This window comes from Cellulomonas jepli (assembly GCF_047229345.1).
Lineage (GTDB): Bacteria > Actinomycetota > Actinomycetes > Actinomycetales > Cellulomonadaceae > Cellulomonas_A.
Window position 1 is genome coordinate 1 of the sequence record NZ_JBFTER010000125.1, and the last position, 13,602, is coordinate 13,602.

Here is a 13,602-nt window from a genome sequence, read left to right on the forward strand (position 1 = left end):
CGCGCGTCGTCCCGGGGCTGCCCGAGGCGCAGCAGATGATCGACCACTACGGCGAGCACCGGCACGACGTCGAGCACGAGATCGACGGCATCGTGCTCAAGGTCGACGAGATCGCGCTGCAGCGCCGGCTCGGGTCGACGAGCCGGGCGCCGCGCTGGGCGATCGCGTACAAGTACCCGCCCGAGGAGGTGAACACGAAGCTCCTCGACATCCGCGTCAACGTCGGCCGGACCGGTCGCGTCACCCCGTACGGCGTCATGGAGCCCGTGCTCGTCTCCGGCTCGACGGTCGCGATGGCGACGCTGCACAACGCGAGCGAGGTCGCGCGCAAGGGCGTGCTCATCGGCGACACCGTCGTGCTGCGCAAGGCCGGGGACGTCATCCCCGAGATCGTGGGCCCCGTCGTCGACCTCCGCGACGGCTCCGAGCGCGCGTTCGCGATGCCGACGCACTGCCCGTCGTGCGGCACCGCGCTCGCGCCGGCCAAGGAGGGCGACGTCGACGTGCGCTGCCCCAACAGCCGCTCGTGCCCGTCGCAGCTGCGCGAGCGCGTCTTCCACGTCGCCTCGCGGGGTGCCTTCGACATCGAGGCGCTCGGCTGGGAGGCTGCCGCGAGCCTGCTCGACGCGGGCGTGCTGACGGACGAGGGCGACCTGTTCGCGCTCGACGCCGACGCGCTGCGCCGCGTCCCGCAGTTCGTGCTCTCGACGAGGTCCAAGGTCAAGGGCCGCCAGCGCGAGGCCGGCGACCTCAACGCGGTCGGCGAGAACCTGCTCGCGAACCTCGAGAAGGCGAAGGACACCGCGCTGTGGCGGGTCCTGGTCGCCCTGTCGGTCCGGCACGTCGGGCCGACGGCCGCCCGGGCGCTCGCGACCGAGTTCGGCTCGCTCGACGCGATCGAGGCGGCGAGCGAGGAGGAGCTGGCCTCGACGGAGGGCGTGGGGCCGACGATCGCCGCCGCCGTCCGCGCGTGGTTCGACCAGCCCGACGCGGCGTCCGAGGACGAGCGGTGGCACCGCGAGATCGTCCGCAAGTGGCGCGACGCCGGCGTCCGGCTCGCCGACGAGCGCGACGCGTCGGTGCCGCGCACGCTGACCGGCCTGACCGTGGTCGTCACCGGGAGCCTCGAGGGGCTGAGCCGCGACGGGGCGAAGGAGGCGATCATCGCGCGCGGCGGGAAGGCGTCCGGGAGCGTGTCGAAGAAGACCGACTACGTGGTCGTCGGCGAGAACGCCGGCTCGAAGGAGGCGAAGGCGCGCGAGCTCGGGCTGCGCATCCTCGACGAGGCGGGCTTCGTGGCGCTGCTCGAGCACGGGCCCGCGGGTGTGGGGGACCCGGTCGCGGACGACGGCGTCGACGGCTCCGCGGAGCCGGGCTCCTCGGCGGCGGACGGTGCGGTGTCCGAGGACGCCGGTGCGACCGGTGCGACGGTGGACGGTGCCGGTGCGGCGGTGGACGGTGCCACGGGCGGACACGGACCCGCGGGCGACGGTGCAGGTCCCGGTGCCGGGGCCACGCCGGACGACGGCGGCGACGAGCAGGACGACGCCGAGGAGCTTCCCCGTGGGTGACGTGCGGGTGCGCGTCGCGGCAGGTGCGCGGGAGCTGCGCGACGTCGGCGCGCTCACGGCGGAGGCGTACCACGCGGACCGCCTCCTGCGGCCCGAGGACGACTACACCGTCGAGCTGCGGGACGCCGAGCGCCGCGCGCAGGAGGCGGTGCTGCTCGTCGCGCTGGTGCCGCCGACGCCGACCCGCGCCTCGCGGCCCGCGCACCACGACCGGGCGGGAGCGCCCGACGAGGCGGGCGGCGAGGGCGTCGTCGTCGGCACGGTGACGCTCGCCCCCGCCGGCACCTCGTACGCCGAGGTCGCCGAGCCGGGGGAGGCCGAGATCCGGATGCTCGCCGTCGCACCGGAGGCGCGCCGCCGCGGGGCCGCCGAGGCGCTCATGCGCTCCGCGCTCGACCACGCCGTCACGTCCGGGCACCGTCGGGTCGTCCTCTCGACGTTCGACGCGATGCAGGCGGCCCAGCGGCTGTACGGGCGTCTCGGCTTCGTCCCGGCGCCCGAGCGCGACTGGCAGCACGAGGGGGTGCGCGTCCGGGTGCACGTGTGGGACGCGCCGCAGCCACCCGGCGCCGAGGTCGAGACCGCGACGTGGCGCCCGGTCGACGTGGTCGAGGTCGGCCCGTGGCGCCTCGGGCTCTCCGGGGGCTTCACGCGGCGGGCGAACAGCGTCGTCCCGCTGGGTGAGCCCGCGGACGTCGACGCCGCGATCGCCGAGGCCGAGGAGCGGTACGCCGCGGCGGGCCTGCCGACGGTGTTCCGGGTGTGCGCGGCGAGCCGCCCCGCGGACCTCGCGACCCGTCTGGCCGAGCGGGGCTACGCGACGGTCTCCCGCACGTCGGTCCTCGTCCGGGACGTCGAGGTCGCGGCCGAGCCCGACGACGGCACCCCGGCTCCGTCGGACGACCCGCTGCGCGTGACGTTCGCCGACGACCCCGACGACGACTGGCTCAGGGGCTGGCTCGCGGTCAAGGCGAACGGCGGCGTCGACCTCGGCCTCGCGCGCCGGGTGGTCGCCGGCACCCGCGCGCGGTACGCCACGGCGTGGGACGAGCACGGCGTCGTCGGCGTCGTCCGCGCTGCTCGGGCCGGCGAGTGGGTCGGGCTGTCCTGCCTCATGGTCGCCGGGCGGGCGCGCCGCCGGGGGCTCGGCCGCCGGCTCACGGACCTCGCTCTGCACGACGCGGCCGGGCGCGGAGCGATTCGCGCGTTCCTGCAGGTCGAGGAGCACAACGCCGGCGCCCGCGCGCTCTACCTCGGTGCCGGGTTCCAGGCCGCGGAGGTCTACGAGTACTGCGAGCGCCCGACCGCCGCGGGCGCGTCAACCGCGGGCGGCTGCTGACCGCCGAGCCCTCGACCTCCAGCTGACGTCGCCCTTCCGCCGCGCCACCGCCCTGCGCCGCGGAGCCGCTCCGCCGCGCGGTCCGTGACCGCCGACCCGATACTGGGCGGATGATCTCGGTGGACCGTGCCCTGCTGCTCCACTCGGCCGGCCTGCGCTGGCGGCCGCGCTCGGGCGACCGCTTCACGCTGCGCCAGCCGGACCTCAGCGGCGAGGTCTTCACGATCTCGGACATGATGATCGAGGCGCACGAGTTCTCGACCGGCACGGTGCTCGGGTTCAACGGCACGACCGAGTGGGCGCTCGACTCCGTGGCGCAGGAGGACGCGGTCTGGCTGCCCGGCGAGGACCAGCTGCGTGAGCTGCTCGGCGGGACGTTCCGGAGCCTGACCCGCGTCGAGGACGGCTTCGAGGTCGAGGTCGACCTCCCGGGCCGGGGCCCGCGCGGCTTCCGGGCCGACGACGCCGGTGACGCGTACGCCGACGCGCTGCTCGCGCTGGTCACCGCCGCGGTCGACCGCGTCTGACCTCCGCGCCCGCCGGGGCCGAGAACCGGCTGCACGCCCGGCCCTCGTCCCCGACGAGCCCGTCAGACGCTGCGCAGCGTGAAGCGCTGGCAGATGTTGTCGAGCCACGGCCACTGCACGAGCGCCGTCCCGTTCGCGAGCCCGCAGCCCGACAGGTCGAGCACCTTGCCGCTGTGCCGCGCGACGAGCCGCACCGAGCCGTCGGCGAGCGGCTCGACGCGCCACTGGCTGCCCGTCGCGGTGCACGCGCCCTGCCGCAGCGCGGCGCCGTCGGCCGTCGAGCCGGACCCCACGACGAGGCAGCTGCCGGGCGACGACGCCGGCTGCACGCGGTAGTAGCCGTCGTCGGTGTGCGCGAACGTCCACCGCTGGCACGCGGCGCCGTTCCAGGCCCAGGAGCGCACCGACGCGCCGGACGCCGTCGAGCAGTCCGCCACGTCGAGGACCTTGCCGCTCTGGCTGCTCACGACCGCGAGGGTCCCGGTGGGGGCGAGGCGCCACTGCTGGCACGTCGAGCCGTTCGACGTCCAGATCCGGATGTTCGTCGCGTCGGCCGTGCCGCAGCCGGCCAGGTCGAGCACCTTGCCGGTCGCGCGGTTGGTGAGCCGCGACCAGCCGCCGGTCGTCGGGGTGACCTGCCACTGCTGGCACGCGTTGTCGAGCCACGCCCACTGGCGCACGTCCGTGCCGTCGGCGGAGCCGCAGTCCGCGACGTCGACGACCTTGCTGCTCGCCTTGTTGACGAGCCGGTAGTACCCGTCGGCGGTCGGGTCGAGGACCCAGCGGCTCGACGCGGTGTCGCAGCCGTGCTGGGCGACGTCGGCGCCGTCGGCCCCCGAGCTCCCGGTCACGCCGGCGCAGCGGGACGTGCCGCGGTTCACGAGCGTGTACGCGGCGCCCTCGACGGCCGCGGTGATCGGGCCCTTCTCCCCGGACGGCACCGCGACGTCGGTGCTCGTCGACGCGGGGGTCCCGAAGACCGGGGTGCCGTCCGACGCCCAGGTGAACGGCTGCGCGCGGGTCGAGCGGGTGTCCCCGCAGCCCTGCGAGGTGGACGCGTTGCCGTGGTACACGATCCAGTCCTGGGTCCCGTCGGGGGACCGGAAGAACCCGTTGTGCCCCGGGCCGTACACGCCGTTGCCGCGCTGGAAGACGGGCGTCGAGCGCTTGCTCCAGGACGACGCCGACATGGGGTCGCTCCCGGTGAGCGTGAGCAGGCCGAGCGTGTAGTCGGGCGTGTTGCACGAGCTCGCCGAGTACACGACGTGCGTCCGGCCGCCCCGCTGGATCACCTCGGGCGCCTCGTTGGTCCGGCCGCCCTGCGTCTCCCAGCCGTGCGTGGGCCGCGAGATGAGCACGCGCGACCCCGTGACGGTCCAGGGGTTGGTCATGCGCGAGATCCACAGGCTCTGGTCGGGGCCCTGCCACTCGGACCACAGCAGGTAGAGCTGGTTGCCGACAGTCAGGTAGCTGCCGTCGATGTTCCAGCTGTTCGGCATGGGCGTGCTGCGGAACGTGTACGGGCCCATCGGGTCGTCGCCCGCGCTCTCGAGCACGCGGAGCTTCTGGCCGTCGAGGTTCGCGCTCGTCCCCGAGGTGTACATGAGGTACCAGCGCGTGCCGTTGGGACCGGTCAGCCGGTGGAACTCCGGAGCCCAGAAGTTGAACCCGCTGTCGGCGGCGGTCTCCGACCACACGTGCACGGGCGCGGCGGTGCGCAGGCCGGCGAGGGTCGGCGACTTCCGCATGACGAGCTGGGAGCTCCAGGTGGTGGTCGCGAGGTAGTAGCTGCCGTCGTGGAACTGCAGCCACGGGTCCGCGCCGTTCGGGAGGAGCGGGTTGCGGACGGTGTCCTCGCCGACCGCCGTCGCGGGCGCGACGGGGGCGACGGGGACGACGAGGGCGGCAGCGACCAGCACGGCGGCGCCCGCGGCGGCGGCGAGCCGGCGCAGCAGCGTTCGGGCAGCGAGGTGCGTGACGGCGGCGCGGTCGGGACGACGTCGGCGGGGGAGGGAAGGCATGAGGGTCCTCTCGGTGGGCGGTGTGAGCGCTCACATCGGGCGGGCGGGCGGCTCGGCGGGACAGGCCGAGCGTGCGACGGAGGGGGGCGGGGCAGCGGCGACGGGCGCCACGGACGGTTGTGGTGCTCCGGTGCGGGCGGGTCGCGCCCCTCGCCGGTGCGGCTGCGGAGGCCACCGGTGCCACGTCGTCGTGGTGCGGACCGGTAGCGCGTGCTGGACCTCCAGGGGTAGTGCGCGCAAGGTCCGTATGTCAACGTTGTAGAACGTTTCGTCCCGCGGACGGTGGCGGCGTCGGAGGACGGCCCGGCCAGGGTCCCGCGGCCGTGGTCGACGCCGCGCCGCTCGGTCGGTCGGACGCCCGCACGCCCTAGACTTCCCCCATGTCCAACCTCTCCCGCGACGAGGTCGCGCGCGTGGCAGCCCTGGCCCGGATCGACCTGACGCCCGCCGAGCTCGACCGTCTCGCGGGCGAGCTCGACGTGATCGTCGAGTCGGTCGCGCGGGTCAGCGAGGTCGCCACGCCCGACGTGCCCGCCACGAGCCACCCGCTCCCGCTCACCAACGTCTTCCGCGCGGACGTCCCCGAGGCCCCGCTGCTCGCCGCCGACGCCCTCGCGGGCGCCCCGGCCGCGCGCGACGGCAAGTTCCTCGTCCCGCAGATCTTGGAGGAGGACTGATGAGCGACCTCACGCGGCTCACCGCCGCCGACCTCGCCGAGCGCCTCGCCGCCGGCGACGTCTCGAGCGTCGAGGCCACGCAGGCCCACCTCGACCGGATCGCCGCCGTCGAGCCCGCCGTGCACGCGTTCCTGCACGTCAGCGGCGAGGAGGCGCTCGCGACTGCACGCGACGTGGATGCCCGGCGCGCGGCCGGCGAGCAGCTCCACACGCTCGCGGGCGTGCCCATCGCGGTCAAGGACATCATCGTCACGAAGGGCCTGCCGACGACCGCGGGCTCGAAGATCCTCGAGAACTGGGTCCCGCCGTACGACGCGACCCTCGTCGAGCGGATCAAGGCCGCGGGCCTGCCGATCCTCGGCAAGACGAACATGGACGAGTTCGCGATGGGCTCGAGCACCGAGCACTCCGCGTTCGGCAACACGCACAACCCCTGGGACCTCGACCGGATCCCCGGCGGCTCGGGCGGCGGCTCGGCGGCGGCGGTCGCCGCGTTCGAGGCACCCCTGGCGATCGGCACCGACACCGGCGGCTCGATCCGTCAGCCCGCGGCCGTCACCGGCACGGTCGGCGTCAAGCCGACGTACGGCGGCGTCTCGCGGTACGGGCTCATCGCGCTCGCGTCGAGCCTCGACCAGGCCGGCCCCGTCACGCGCACGGTGCTCGACTCGGCGCTGCTGCACGAGCTCATCGGCGGCCACGACCCGCGCGACTCCACCTCGATCGACGAGCCGCTGCCGGGGCTCGTCGCCGCGGCGCGCCAAGGCCTCACGGGCGACCTGACCGGCGTGCGCGTCGGCGTCGTCACCGAGCTCACCGGCGAGGGCTACCAGCCCGGCGTCAGCGCGCGGTTCGCCGAGTCGCTCGACGTGCTGCGCGGAGCGGGCGCCGAGATCGTCGAGGTCTCGTGCCCGCACTTCACCTACGCCCTCGGCGCCTACTACCTGATCCTGCCCAGCGAGGCGTCGAGCAACCTGGCGAAGTTCGACGGCATGCGCTTCGGCCTGCGCGTCGAGCCCACCGACGGCCCCGTGACCGCCGAGCGCGTCATGGGCGCGACGCGCGGAGCCGGCTTCGGCGACGAGGTCAAGCGGCGCATCATCCTCGGCACGTACGCGCTGTCCGCCGGGTACTACGACGCGTACTACGGCAGCGCGCAGAAGGTCCGCACGCTCATCCAGCGCGACTTCGACGCCGCCTTCACGAAGGCCGACGTGCTGGTCTCGCCGACGGCGCCGACCACGGCGTTCAGGCTCGGCGAGAAGCTCGACGACCCGCTCGCGATGTACCTCAACGACGTCGCGACCATCCCCGCGAACCTCGCGGGAGTCCCGGGCCTCTCGGTCCCCAACGGCCTGTCCGACGACGGCCTGCCGGTCGGCTTCCAGGTGCTCGCACCCGCGAAGGCCGACGACCGGCTCTACCGGGTGGGGGCGGCGCTCGAGGCGCTGCTCGAGGCGCAGTGGGGCGGGTCGATCCTCGACCGCGCGCCGGAGCTGGAGGTGGCGCGATGAGCACGCAGACCGTCGTCCTGGTCGACTACGACGAGGCCGTGGCGCGGTTCGACCCGGTGCTCGGCATCGAGGTGCACGTCGAGCTCGGCACGCGCACCAAGATGTTCGACGCGGCGCCGCAGACGTTCGGCGAGGAGCCCAACACCGCCGTCACGCCGGTCTCGCTCGGGCTGCCCGGCGCCCTGCCCGTCGTCAACGGCACCGCCGTGGAGTACGCGATCCGCATCGGCCTCGCGCTGAACTGCCAGATCGCCGAGCGCTGCCGGTTCGCGCGGAAGAACTACTTCTACCCGGACGTCCCGAAGAACTTCCAGACGTCCCAGTACGACGAGCCCATCGCGTTCGACGGGTGGATCGACGTGGAGCTCGAGGACGGGTCGACGTTCCGGGTCGAGATCGAGCGCGCCCACATGGAGGAGGACGCCGGCAAGAACACGCACGTCGGCGGCTCGACCGGGCGCATCCACGGCGCCGAGTACTCGCTCGTCGACTACAACCGCGCCGGGATCCCGCTCGTCGAGATCGTGACGCGCCCCATCACGGGTGCGGGCGCGCGCGTCCCCGAGGTCGCCCGCGCGTACGTGCAGACGCTCCGCGACATCTTCCGCACGCTCGGCGTCTCGGAGGCGCGGATGGAGCGCGGCAACGTCCGCGCCGACGTCAACCTGTCGCTGCGCCCGACCCCGGAGTCGCCGCTCGGCACGCGCACCGAGACCAAGAACGTCAACTCGTTCCGGTCGGTCGAGCGTGCGGTCCGCTACGAGGTGTCCCGCCAGGCGGCGGTGCTCGACGCGGGCGGCACCATCGTCCAGGAGACCCGGCACTGGCACGAGGACACCGGCAGCACCACGCCGGGCCGCGTGAAGTCCGACGCCGAGGACTACCGCTACTTCCCCGAGCCGGACCTCGTGCCGATCGCGCCGGACCGCGCGTGGGTCGAGGAGATCCGTGCCGCGCTCCCCGAGCTGCCCGCGGCCCGCCGTCGCCGGCTGCAGGGGGAGTGGGGCTACGCCGACGCCGAGATGCGCGACGTCGTCAACGCCGGCGCCATCGAGCTCATCGAGGCGACCATCGTCGCGGGCGCGAGCCCGGCCGCCGCGCGCAAGTGGTGGATGGGCGAGCTGGCCCGCACCGCGAAGCAGCAGGAGGTCGAGCTCGCCGAGCTGCCGATCACCCCGACGCAGATCGGCGAGCTCCAGGCGCTCGTCGACGCCGGCCGGATCAACGACAAGCTCGCGCGCCAGGTGCTCGAGGGCGTGCTCGCGGGCGAGGGCGGCCCCGAGCAGGTCGTCGTCGCGCGCGGGCTCGAGGTCGTGTCCGACGACGGCCCGCTGCTCGAGGCGATCGACGCCGCGCTCGCGGGCCAGCCGGACATCGCCGAGAAGATCCGCTCGGGCAACCTCGGCCCGGTGGGAGCGATCATCGGCGCGGTCATGAAGGCCACGCGCGGCCAGGCCGACGCGGGCCGCGTGCGCGAGCTCGTGCTCGAGCGCGTCGCGCAGGGCTGAGGCCCGAGGCACCCGCAGCAGCACCCGACGGCGGTCGGTCCCCTCGGGGGCCGGTCGCCGTCGTCGTGCGTCGGGGGACGGTGGCGACCGACGGGTGCGGGGGAGCCGCCAGGAGCGGGTCCCCGTCGTCGCCCCGGGCCGAGCCCTCCGCCGTCGGTCGTCTCAGCGGGACCGGCGCGCGTGCGCGTCGAGCGCGACCTTCCGCTCCTCGGCGTGGTCGACGACCCGCTCGGGGTAGTCCGGCGCCGCCGCGCGCGGCAGCTTCCACGGCTCGTGCACCGCCGCGCCCGGGATCCCGCGCAGCTCGGGCACCCAGCGCCGCACGTACGCGCCGTCGGGGTCGAGCGTGCGCCCCTGCGTCACCGGGTTGAACACCCGGAAGTACGGGGCGGCGTCGCGTCCGGTGCCGGCGACCCACTGCCAGTTGAGCTGGTTCTGCGGCACGTCGCCGTCGACGAGCCAGCGCATGAAGTGCGCGGCCCCGCGCTGCCACGCGACGTGCAGGTCCTTGATCAGGAACGACGCGGTGACCATGCGCAGGCGCCCGTGCATCCAGCCCTCGGCGCGCAGCTGGCGCATCCCGGCGTCGACGAAGGGGTACCCGGTGCGACCGGCGGCCCACACCTCGAGCGCGGCGGTCTCGCGCTCGCCGGCCACCCACGAGTCGTCGGGCGCGACCTGACGCAGCGACTGCCACGACGCGGTCGGGTGGTGGAACAGCACGTCGGCGTGGAACTCGCGCCACGCGAGCTCGGAGCGGAACGCCGCGGCGCCGTCGCTGCGGCTGCGCGCGAGGTCGGCGAGCAGCGTGCGCGGGTGGATCTCGCCCCACTTGAGCGCGGGCGACAGGCGCGACGTCGCGTCGAGGTCGGGCCTGTTCCGGTCGTCCGCGTACCCGGCGAGGCCGTCGTCGAGCATCGCCCCCCACCGCTCGTGCGCGGCGGCCTCCCCGGCCTCGGGCAGGTCGAGGTCGTCGAGCCCGGGCTCGTCGGGCAGCCCGTCGCTGCGGAGGCCCTCGGCCCAGCGCGGTGCCGGGCCGGTCGCGGGTGCCCGCCAGCCGTGCGCGAGCCAGGCCGTGCGGAACGGGGTGAACACCTGGAACGGGGTCCCGCCGCCGGTCAGGAGGCGCCCGGGGGCGACGGCGTAGGGGGAGCCGGTCTCGACGACCGCCGTGGCCCGCGCCGCGAGAGCGGCCCGGACCTGCTCGTCGCGGCGTCGGCCGGCGGGCTCGTACGACGACGCCACGTGGACCTCGTCGGCGTCGACCTCCCGGGCGACGTCGGGGAGCACCTCGCGGGGAGCGCCGCGGCGCACCACCAGGCGTCCGCCGGTCGCGTCGTCGAGCGCGCGCAGGCTGCGCAGGAGGTACGCCCGGCGCGGCGCGCCCGACCTCGCCAGCAGGGCGTCGTCGAGCACGAACAGCGGCACGACGTCGCGGCCGTCGTCGGCGGCGGCGAGGAGTGCGGGGTTGTCCGCGAGGCGCAGGTCGCGTCGGAACCAGTGGATCGCGGTCACCGGGTCACGCTAGCCGCGCGGCGCGGGTGCGGCGCGGGGAGCTCCCGGCCGAGCCCTCGTCGGGCAGCGTCGTCCGGACGCGGACGCGGACGCGGTCGCGGTCGCGGTCGCGGTCGCGGTGGCGGGCGCGGTGGCGGGCGCGGTCGAGGACGACCGTGACGGCGCCTCGTGCCGCGCGGCGAAACATGGTGGTCACCCGCTGTCCGTAGGCTCGCCGGTGGGGGCCACGATCAGGAGGAACGGACCGATGGAGAAGCCGACGCTCCAGGGCGAGATGATCCGGCTGCGACCCGTCCGCGCGGACGACGCCGACGCGATGTGGGACCTGGTGCACGACCCCGAGGGCATGCGTCTCACGGGCACGACCGCGACGTTCACGCGCGAGCAGATCGCGGAGTGGTGCGCCACGATCTCGACGCACGAGGACCGCATCGACCTCGCCGTCACGAGCGGCTCGGACGAGTACCGCGGGGAGATCGTCCTCAACGACATCGACCCCGTGGTGCGCAGCGCCAACCTGCGCCTCGTGATGCGCCCCGCGTACCGCGGGCGTGGCTACGGCACGGAGGCGATCCAGCTCGTGCTCGGGCTCGCGTTCGACGGTCTCGGGCTGCACCGCGTGGGGCTCGACGTGCTGAGCATCAACCACCGGGCGATCGCGATCTACGAGAACATCGGGTTCCGCCACGAGGGCCGGCTGCGCGACGCGTACCGCGACGGCGACCGGTGGTGCGACTCGGTCGTCATGGGGATGCTCGAGGACGAGTTCCGGGCGGCGCAGCTCGACTGAGCGCCGCGCCGCCCGGCGGTCGCGCGGGTCAGCGCAGCCAGGGGTTGGCGCGGACGAGCGCGAGCCGCGACCACGGGCGTCCGAGGCCCCAGGTGTCGCCGGCGAGCGTCGCGGCGAGGGCGATCGCGGCGAGCGTGTAGACCAGGTGCTGGTCGACGACGGGGTTCTGGCTGCCCGCCGCGAAGGGCCAGGCCGCGACGTAGAGCGGCACCATGAGGAGCGCGGCGGCGACCGCGGCGACGCGCAGCCCGATGCCGAGCAGCAGCGCGAGCCCGACGCCGAGCATCCCGAGCATGAACAGCCAGTCCGAGACGGGGCTCGCGATCGACGCGAAGAGGTCCTTCGCGGGCCCGGTCACGCCGTGCAGCAGGTAACCCTGGCTGGGGGTCCCGCCGTTGATCCACGCGCCCTCGGCCGGCGTGGCGTACCCGAGGCCGAACGTCTTGTCGAGGAAGGGCCACAGGAAGACGAGCCCGAGGGCGATCCGGAGGGCGGCGAGCGCCCGGCGGGCGCCGGCGAACAGGGCGGGCTCCGGGAGGTCGGTGTCGTGCTGGTCGCTCTGGGTGCGGGCCGGTGCGACGGGTGAGGCAGTCATGGCGGGCGCTCCTTCAGGGTCAGCGGAGCCGTGACCGTAGCGTGACCTCTGCCGTCCGATCGTCGACTTGTCTTGCCTGCTGGGACACCACCCCCGAGTGAAACGATTGGGTGGCGTCCCAGCAGGCGGATCCGGCTCGGACGTGGATCGGGCGGACCGTCAGGCGCCCGACGGGAGCCGCTCGGCCCAGACGTCGATCGCGTCGCGCAGGTACACCGCGAGGCCCGGCGCGAACGCGTCGTACGTCGCCGTGAAGCGCTCGTCGTCGACGTACATCTGACCGAGCCCGCGGTACGACTCGCGGTTCGGCGTCCAGAACGTCGCGATCTGCGCGAAGTGGCGCGCGACGAGCCCCTGCGTGCGCTCGTCGTCCGGCGCGAGGCCCTCGGCCAGGCAGGCCGCGAGCCCCTCGCCGATCGCCTGGCTCTCGCGGTGGTGCGCCGCCTGCCCGTCCGCGCCGAGCCGGGCCCAGGTGTCGTTGCTGCGGTTCACCGCCTCGTCGCCCCAGCGCTCGCGCGCCTCGGCGTCGTACTGGCTGTTGTCGAAGCCTGCGTACAGGTCCTTCGCTGCCATGTCGTGCCCCCCTTCCAGGGACTCGAGGGTCGAGGCGACGGTCGCTGCGAGCCGGTCGAACCGGTCCCGCTCCGCCACGAGCCGGGCGTGGTGCTCACGCAGCAGCCCCGCCCGGACGCCGTGCTCGCCGTCCGCCGCGAGCACGCGGGCGACGGTGGGCAGGTCGACGTCGAGCTCGCGGAGCACGAGGATCTGCTGCAGCCGCAGCAGCTCGTCGCGCCCGTAGAGCCGGCGCCCGCCCGCTGCCACGTCGACGGGGGCCAGGAGCCCGATCGCGTCGTAGTGGCGCAGCGTCCGGGACGTCACTCCCGACAGGCGCGCGAGGTCCCCGATGGTCCAGGTCTCGCTCCGCACGTGCCGCCTCCTCGTCCCGACGGCGGTCCGTCCGCCGTCGTCCCTGACGCTAGAAGTTGACGCAGCGTCAACTGCAAGCCCCATTCTGCGCCGGCCGCCCGATGGCTGGGGAGGACAACGCGCACGCTCCGGACCGACGGCCTCGTGCGCGTGGGTGCCGGGTGGGACGCTGGGCGGATGACGACGCCGAGGACGACGCTCACCGCGACCGAGGTCTCCGCGCAGGTCGACGCCCGCCACTGGCGCGTCCTGCTCCACCGGCTGCACGCGTCGTTCCGCACCGGGTCGTTCGAGCGCGGCCTCGAGCTCGCGACCCGGGTCGCGGCCGTCGCGGAGGCGCTCAACCACCACCCGGACGTCCACCTGTCCTACCCGCGCGTGCAGGTGTCGGTGCTGACGCACGACGCGGGCGGGCTGACCGCGAAGGACGTCGAGCTCGCGGCGGCGGTCAGCGCGGTCGCCGACGAGCTCGCGCTCGAGGCCGAGGTGCCCGTGCTGTCCGCGCTCGAGGTCGCGATCGACGCCCTCGACATCCCGGCGGTCTACCCGTTCTGGCGCGCGGTGCTCGGCTACGTCCCCGAGGAGCTGCCCGAGGCCGACGACCCGTCCCCGGCGCTC

13 protein-coding genes are annotated in these 13,602 nt (G+C 74.8%); 8 read left to right on the forward strand and 5 right to left on the reverse strand.

Annotated features, from left to right (window positions below):
• The 3 genes from ligA to AB6N24_RS20600 all read left to right on the forward strand — a co-directional run.
• A partial coding sequence (gene ligA, locus AB6N24_RS20590; protein WP_412871234.1) for an NAD-dependent DNA ligase LigA occupies window positions 1-1,571 on the forward strand: 1,571 nt, incomplete at its 5' end.
• Entirely contained in the window at window positions 1,564-2,910 is a 1,347-nt protein-coding gene (locus AB6N24_RS20595; protein WP_412871235.1) for a GNAT family N-acetyltransferase, read from the forward strand. The genes ligA and AB6N24_RS20595, both read left to right, overlap by 8 nt.
• A gap of 110 nt (window positions 2,911-3,020) precedes the next feature.
• Complete coding sequence (locus tag AB6N24_RS20600; RefSeq protein ID WP_412871236.1) at window positions 3,021-3,437, forward strand: pilus assembly protein CpaE; 417 nt, start codon at window positions 3,021-3,023, stop codon at window positions 3,435-3,437.
• A gap of 62 nt (window positions 3,438-3,499) precedes the next feature.
• Here the strand turns inward: AB6N24_RS20600 and AB6N24_RS20605 are convergent, their stop codons facing one another.
• A complete protein-coding gene (locus AB6N24_RS20605; protein WP_412871237.1) occupies window positions 3,500-5,458 on the reverse strand; it encodes an RICIN domain-containing protein in 1,959 nt (652 codons plus the stop codon).
• A gap of 380 nt (window positions 5,459-5,838) precedes the next feature.
• Between AB6N24_RS20605 and gatC the strand changes: the two genes are divergently transcribed.
• From gatC to gatB, 3 genes are read left to right on the forward strand one after another with little or no spacing between them, the layout of a single operon-like run.
• Complete coding sequence (gene gatC / locus AB6N24_RS20610; protein ID WP_412871238.1) at window positions 5,839-6,135, forward strand: Asp-tRNA(Asn)/Glu-tRNA(Gln) amidotransferase subunit GatC; 297 nt, start codon at window positions 5,839-5,841, stop codon at window positions 6,133-6,135.
• A complete protein-coding gene (gene gatA, locus AB6N24_RS20615) occupies window positions 6,135-7,649 on the forward strand; it encodes an Asp-tRNA(Asn)/Glu-tRNA(Gln) amidotransferase subunit GatA (RefSeq protein WP_412871239.1) in 1,515 nt (504 codons plus the stop codon). The genes gatC and gatA overlap by 1 nt, the downstream gene beginning before the upstream one ends.
• Entirely contained in the window at window positions 7,646-9,157 is a 1,512-nt protein-coding gene (gene gatB / locus AB6N24_RS20620) for an Asp-tRNA(Asn)/Glu-tRNA(Gln) amidotransferase subunit GatB (RefSeq protein WP_412871240.1), read from the forward strand. The genes gatA and gatB overlap by 4 nt, the downstream gene beginning before the upstream one ends.
• Before the next feature lie 162 nt (window positions 9,158-9,319).
• Here gatB and AB6N24_RS20625 read toward each other — a convergent pair whose 3' ends face one another.
• Together AB6N24_RS20625 and AB6N24_RS20630 are read right to left on the reverse strand one after the other, a co-directional pair.
• On the reverse strand, window positions 9,320-10,672 hold the full coding sequence (locus AB6N24_RS20625; protein ID WP_412871241.1) for a cryptochrome/photolyase family protein: 1,353 nt from the start codon (window positions 10,670-10,672) through the stop codon (window positions 9,320-9,322).
• A 4-nt stretch (window positions 10,673-10,676) separates the two neighbouring features.
• Entirely contained in the window at window positions 10,677-10,868 is a 192-nt protein-coding gene (locus tag AB6N24_RS20630) for a hypothetical protein (RefSeq protein ID WP_412871242.1), read from the reverse strand.
• A 51-nt stretch (window positions 10,869-10,919) separates the two neighbouring features.
• Between AB6N24_RS20630 and AB6N24_RS20635 the strand changes: the two genes are divergently transcribed.
• Window positions 10,920-11,462, forward strand: a complete 543-nt coding sequence (locus AB6N24_RS20635; RefSeq protein WP_412871243.1) for a GNAT family N-acetyltransferase — start codon at window positions 10,920-10,922, stop codon at window positions 11,460-11,462.
• 28 nt (window positions 11,463-11,490) lie between these two features.
• Here AB6N24_RS20635 and AB6N24_RS20640 read toward each other — a convergent pair whose 3' ends face one another.
• Both AB6N24_RS20640 and AB6N24_RS20645 read right to left on the reverse strand, forming a co-directional pair.
• Window positions 11,491-12,057 (reverse strand): DoxX family protein, encoded by a 567-nt coding sequence (locus AB6N24_RS20640; RefSeq protein ID WP_412871244.1) that lies wholly within the window; start codon window positions 12,055-12,057, stop codon window positions 11,491-11,493.
• Window positions 12,058-12,216: 159 nt separating this feature from the next.
• Complete coding sequence (locus AB6N24_RS20645; RefSeq protein ID WP_412871245.1) at window positions 12,217-12,984, reverse strand: MerR family transcriptional regulator; 768 nt, start codon at window positions 12,982-12,984, stop codon at window positions 12,217-12,219.
• A 177-nt stretch (window positions 12,985-13,161) separates the two neighbouring features.
• Between AB6N24_RS20645 and AB6N24_RS20650 the strand changes: the two genes are divergently transcribed.
• Window positions 13,162-13,602, forward strand: a 441-nt coding sequence (locus AB6N24_RS20650) for a 4a-hydroxytetrahydrobiopterin dehydratase (protein WP_412871246.1), incomplete at its 3' end; no start/stop codon positions are given.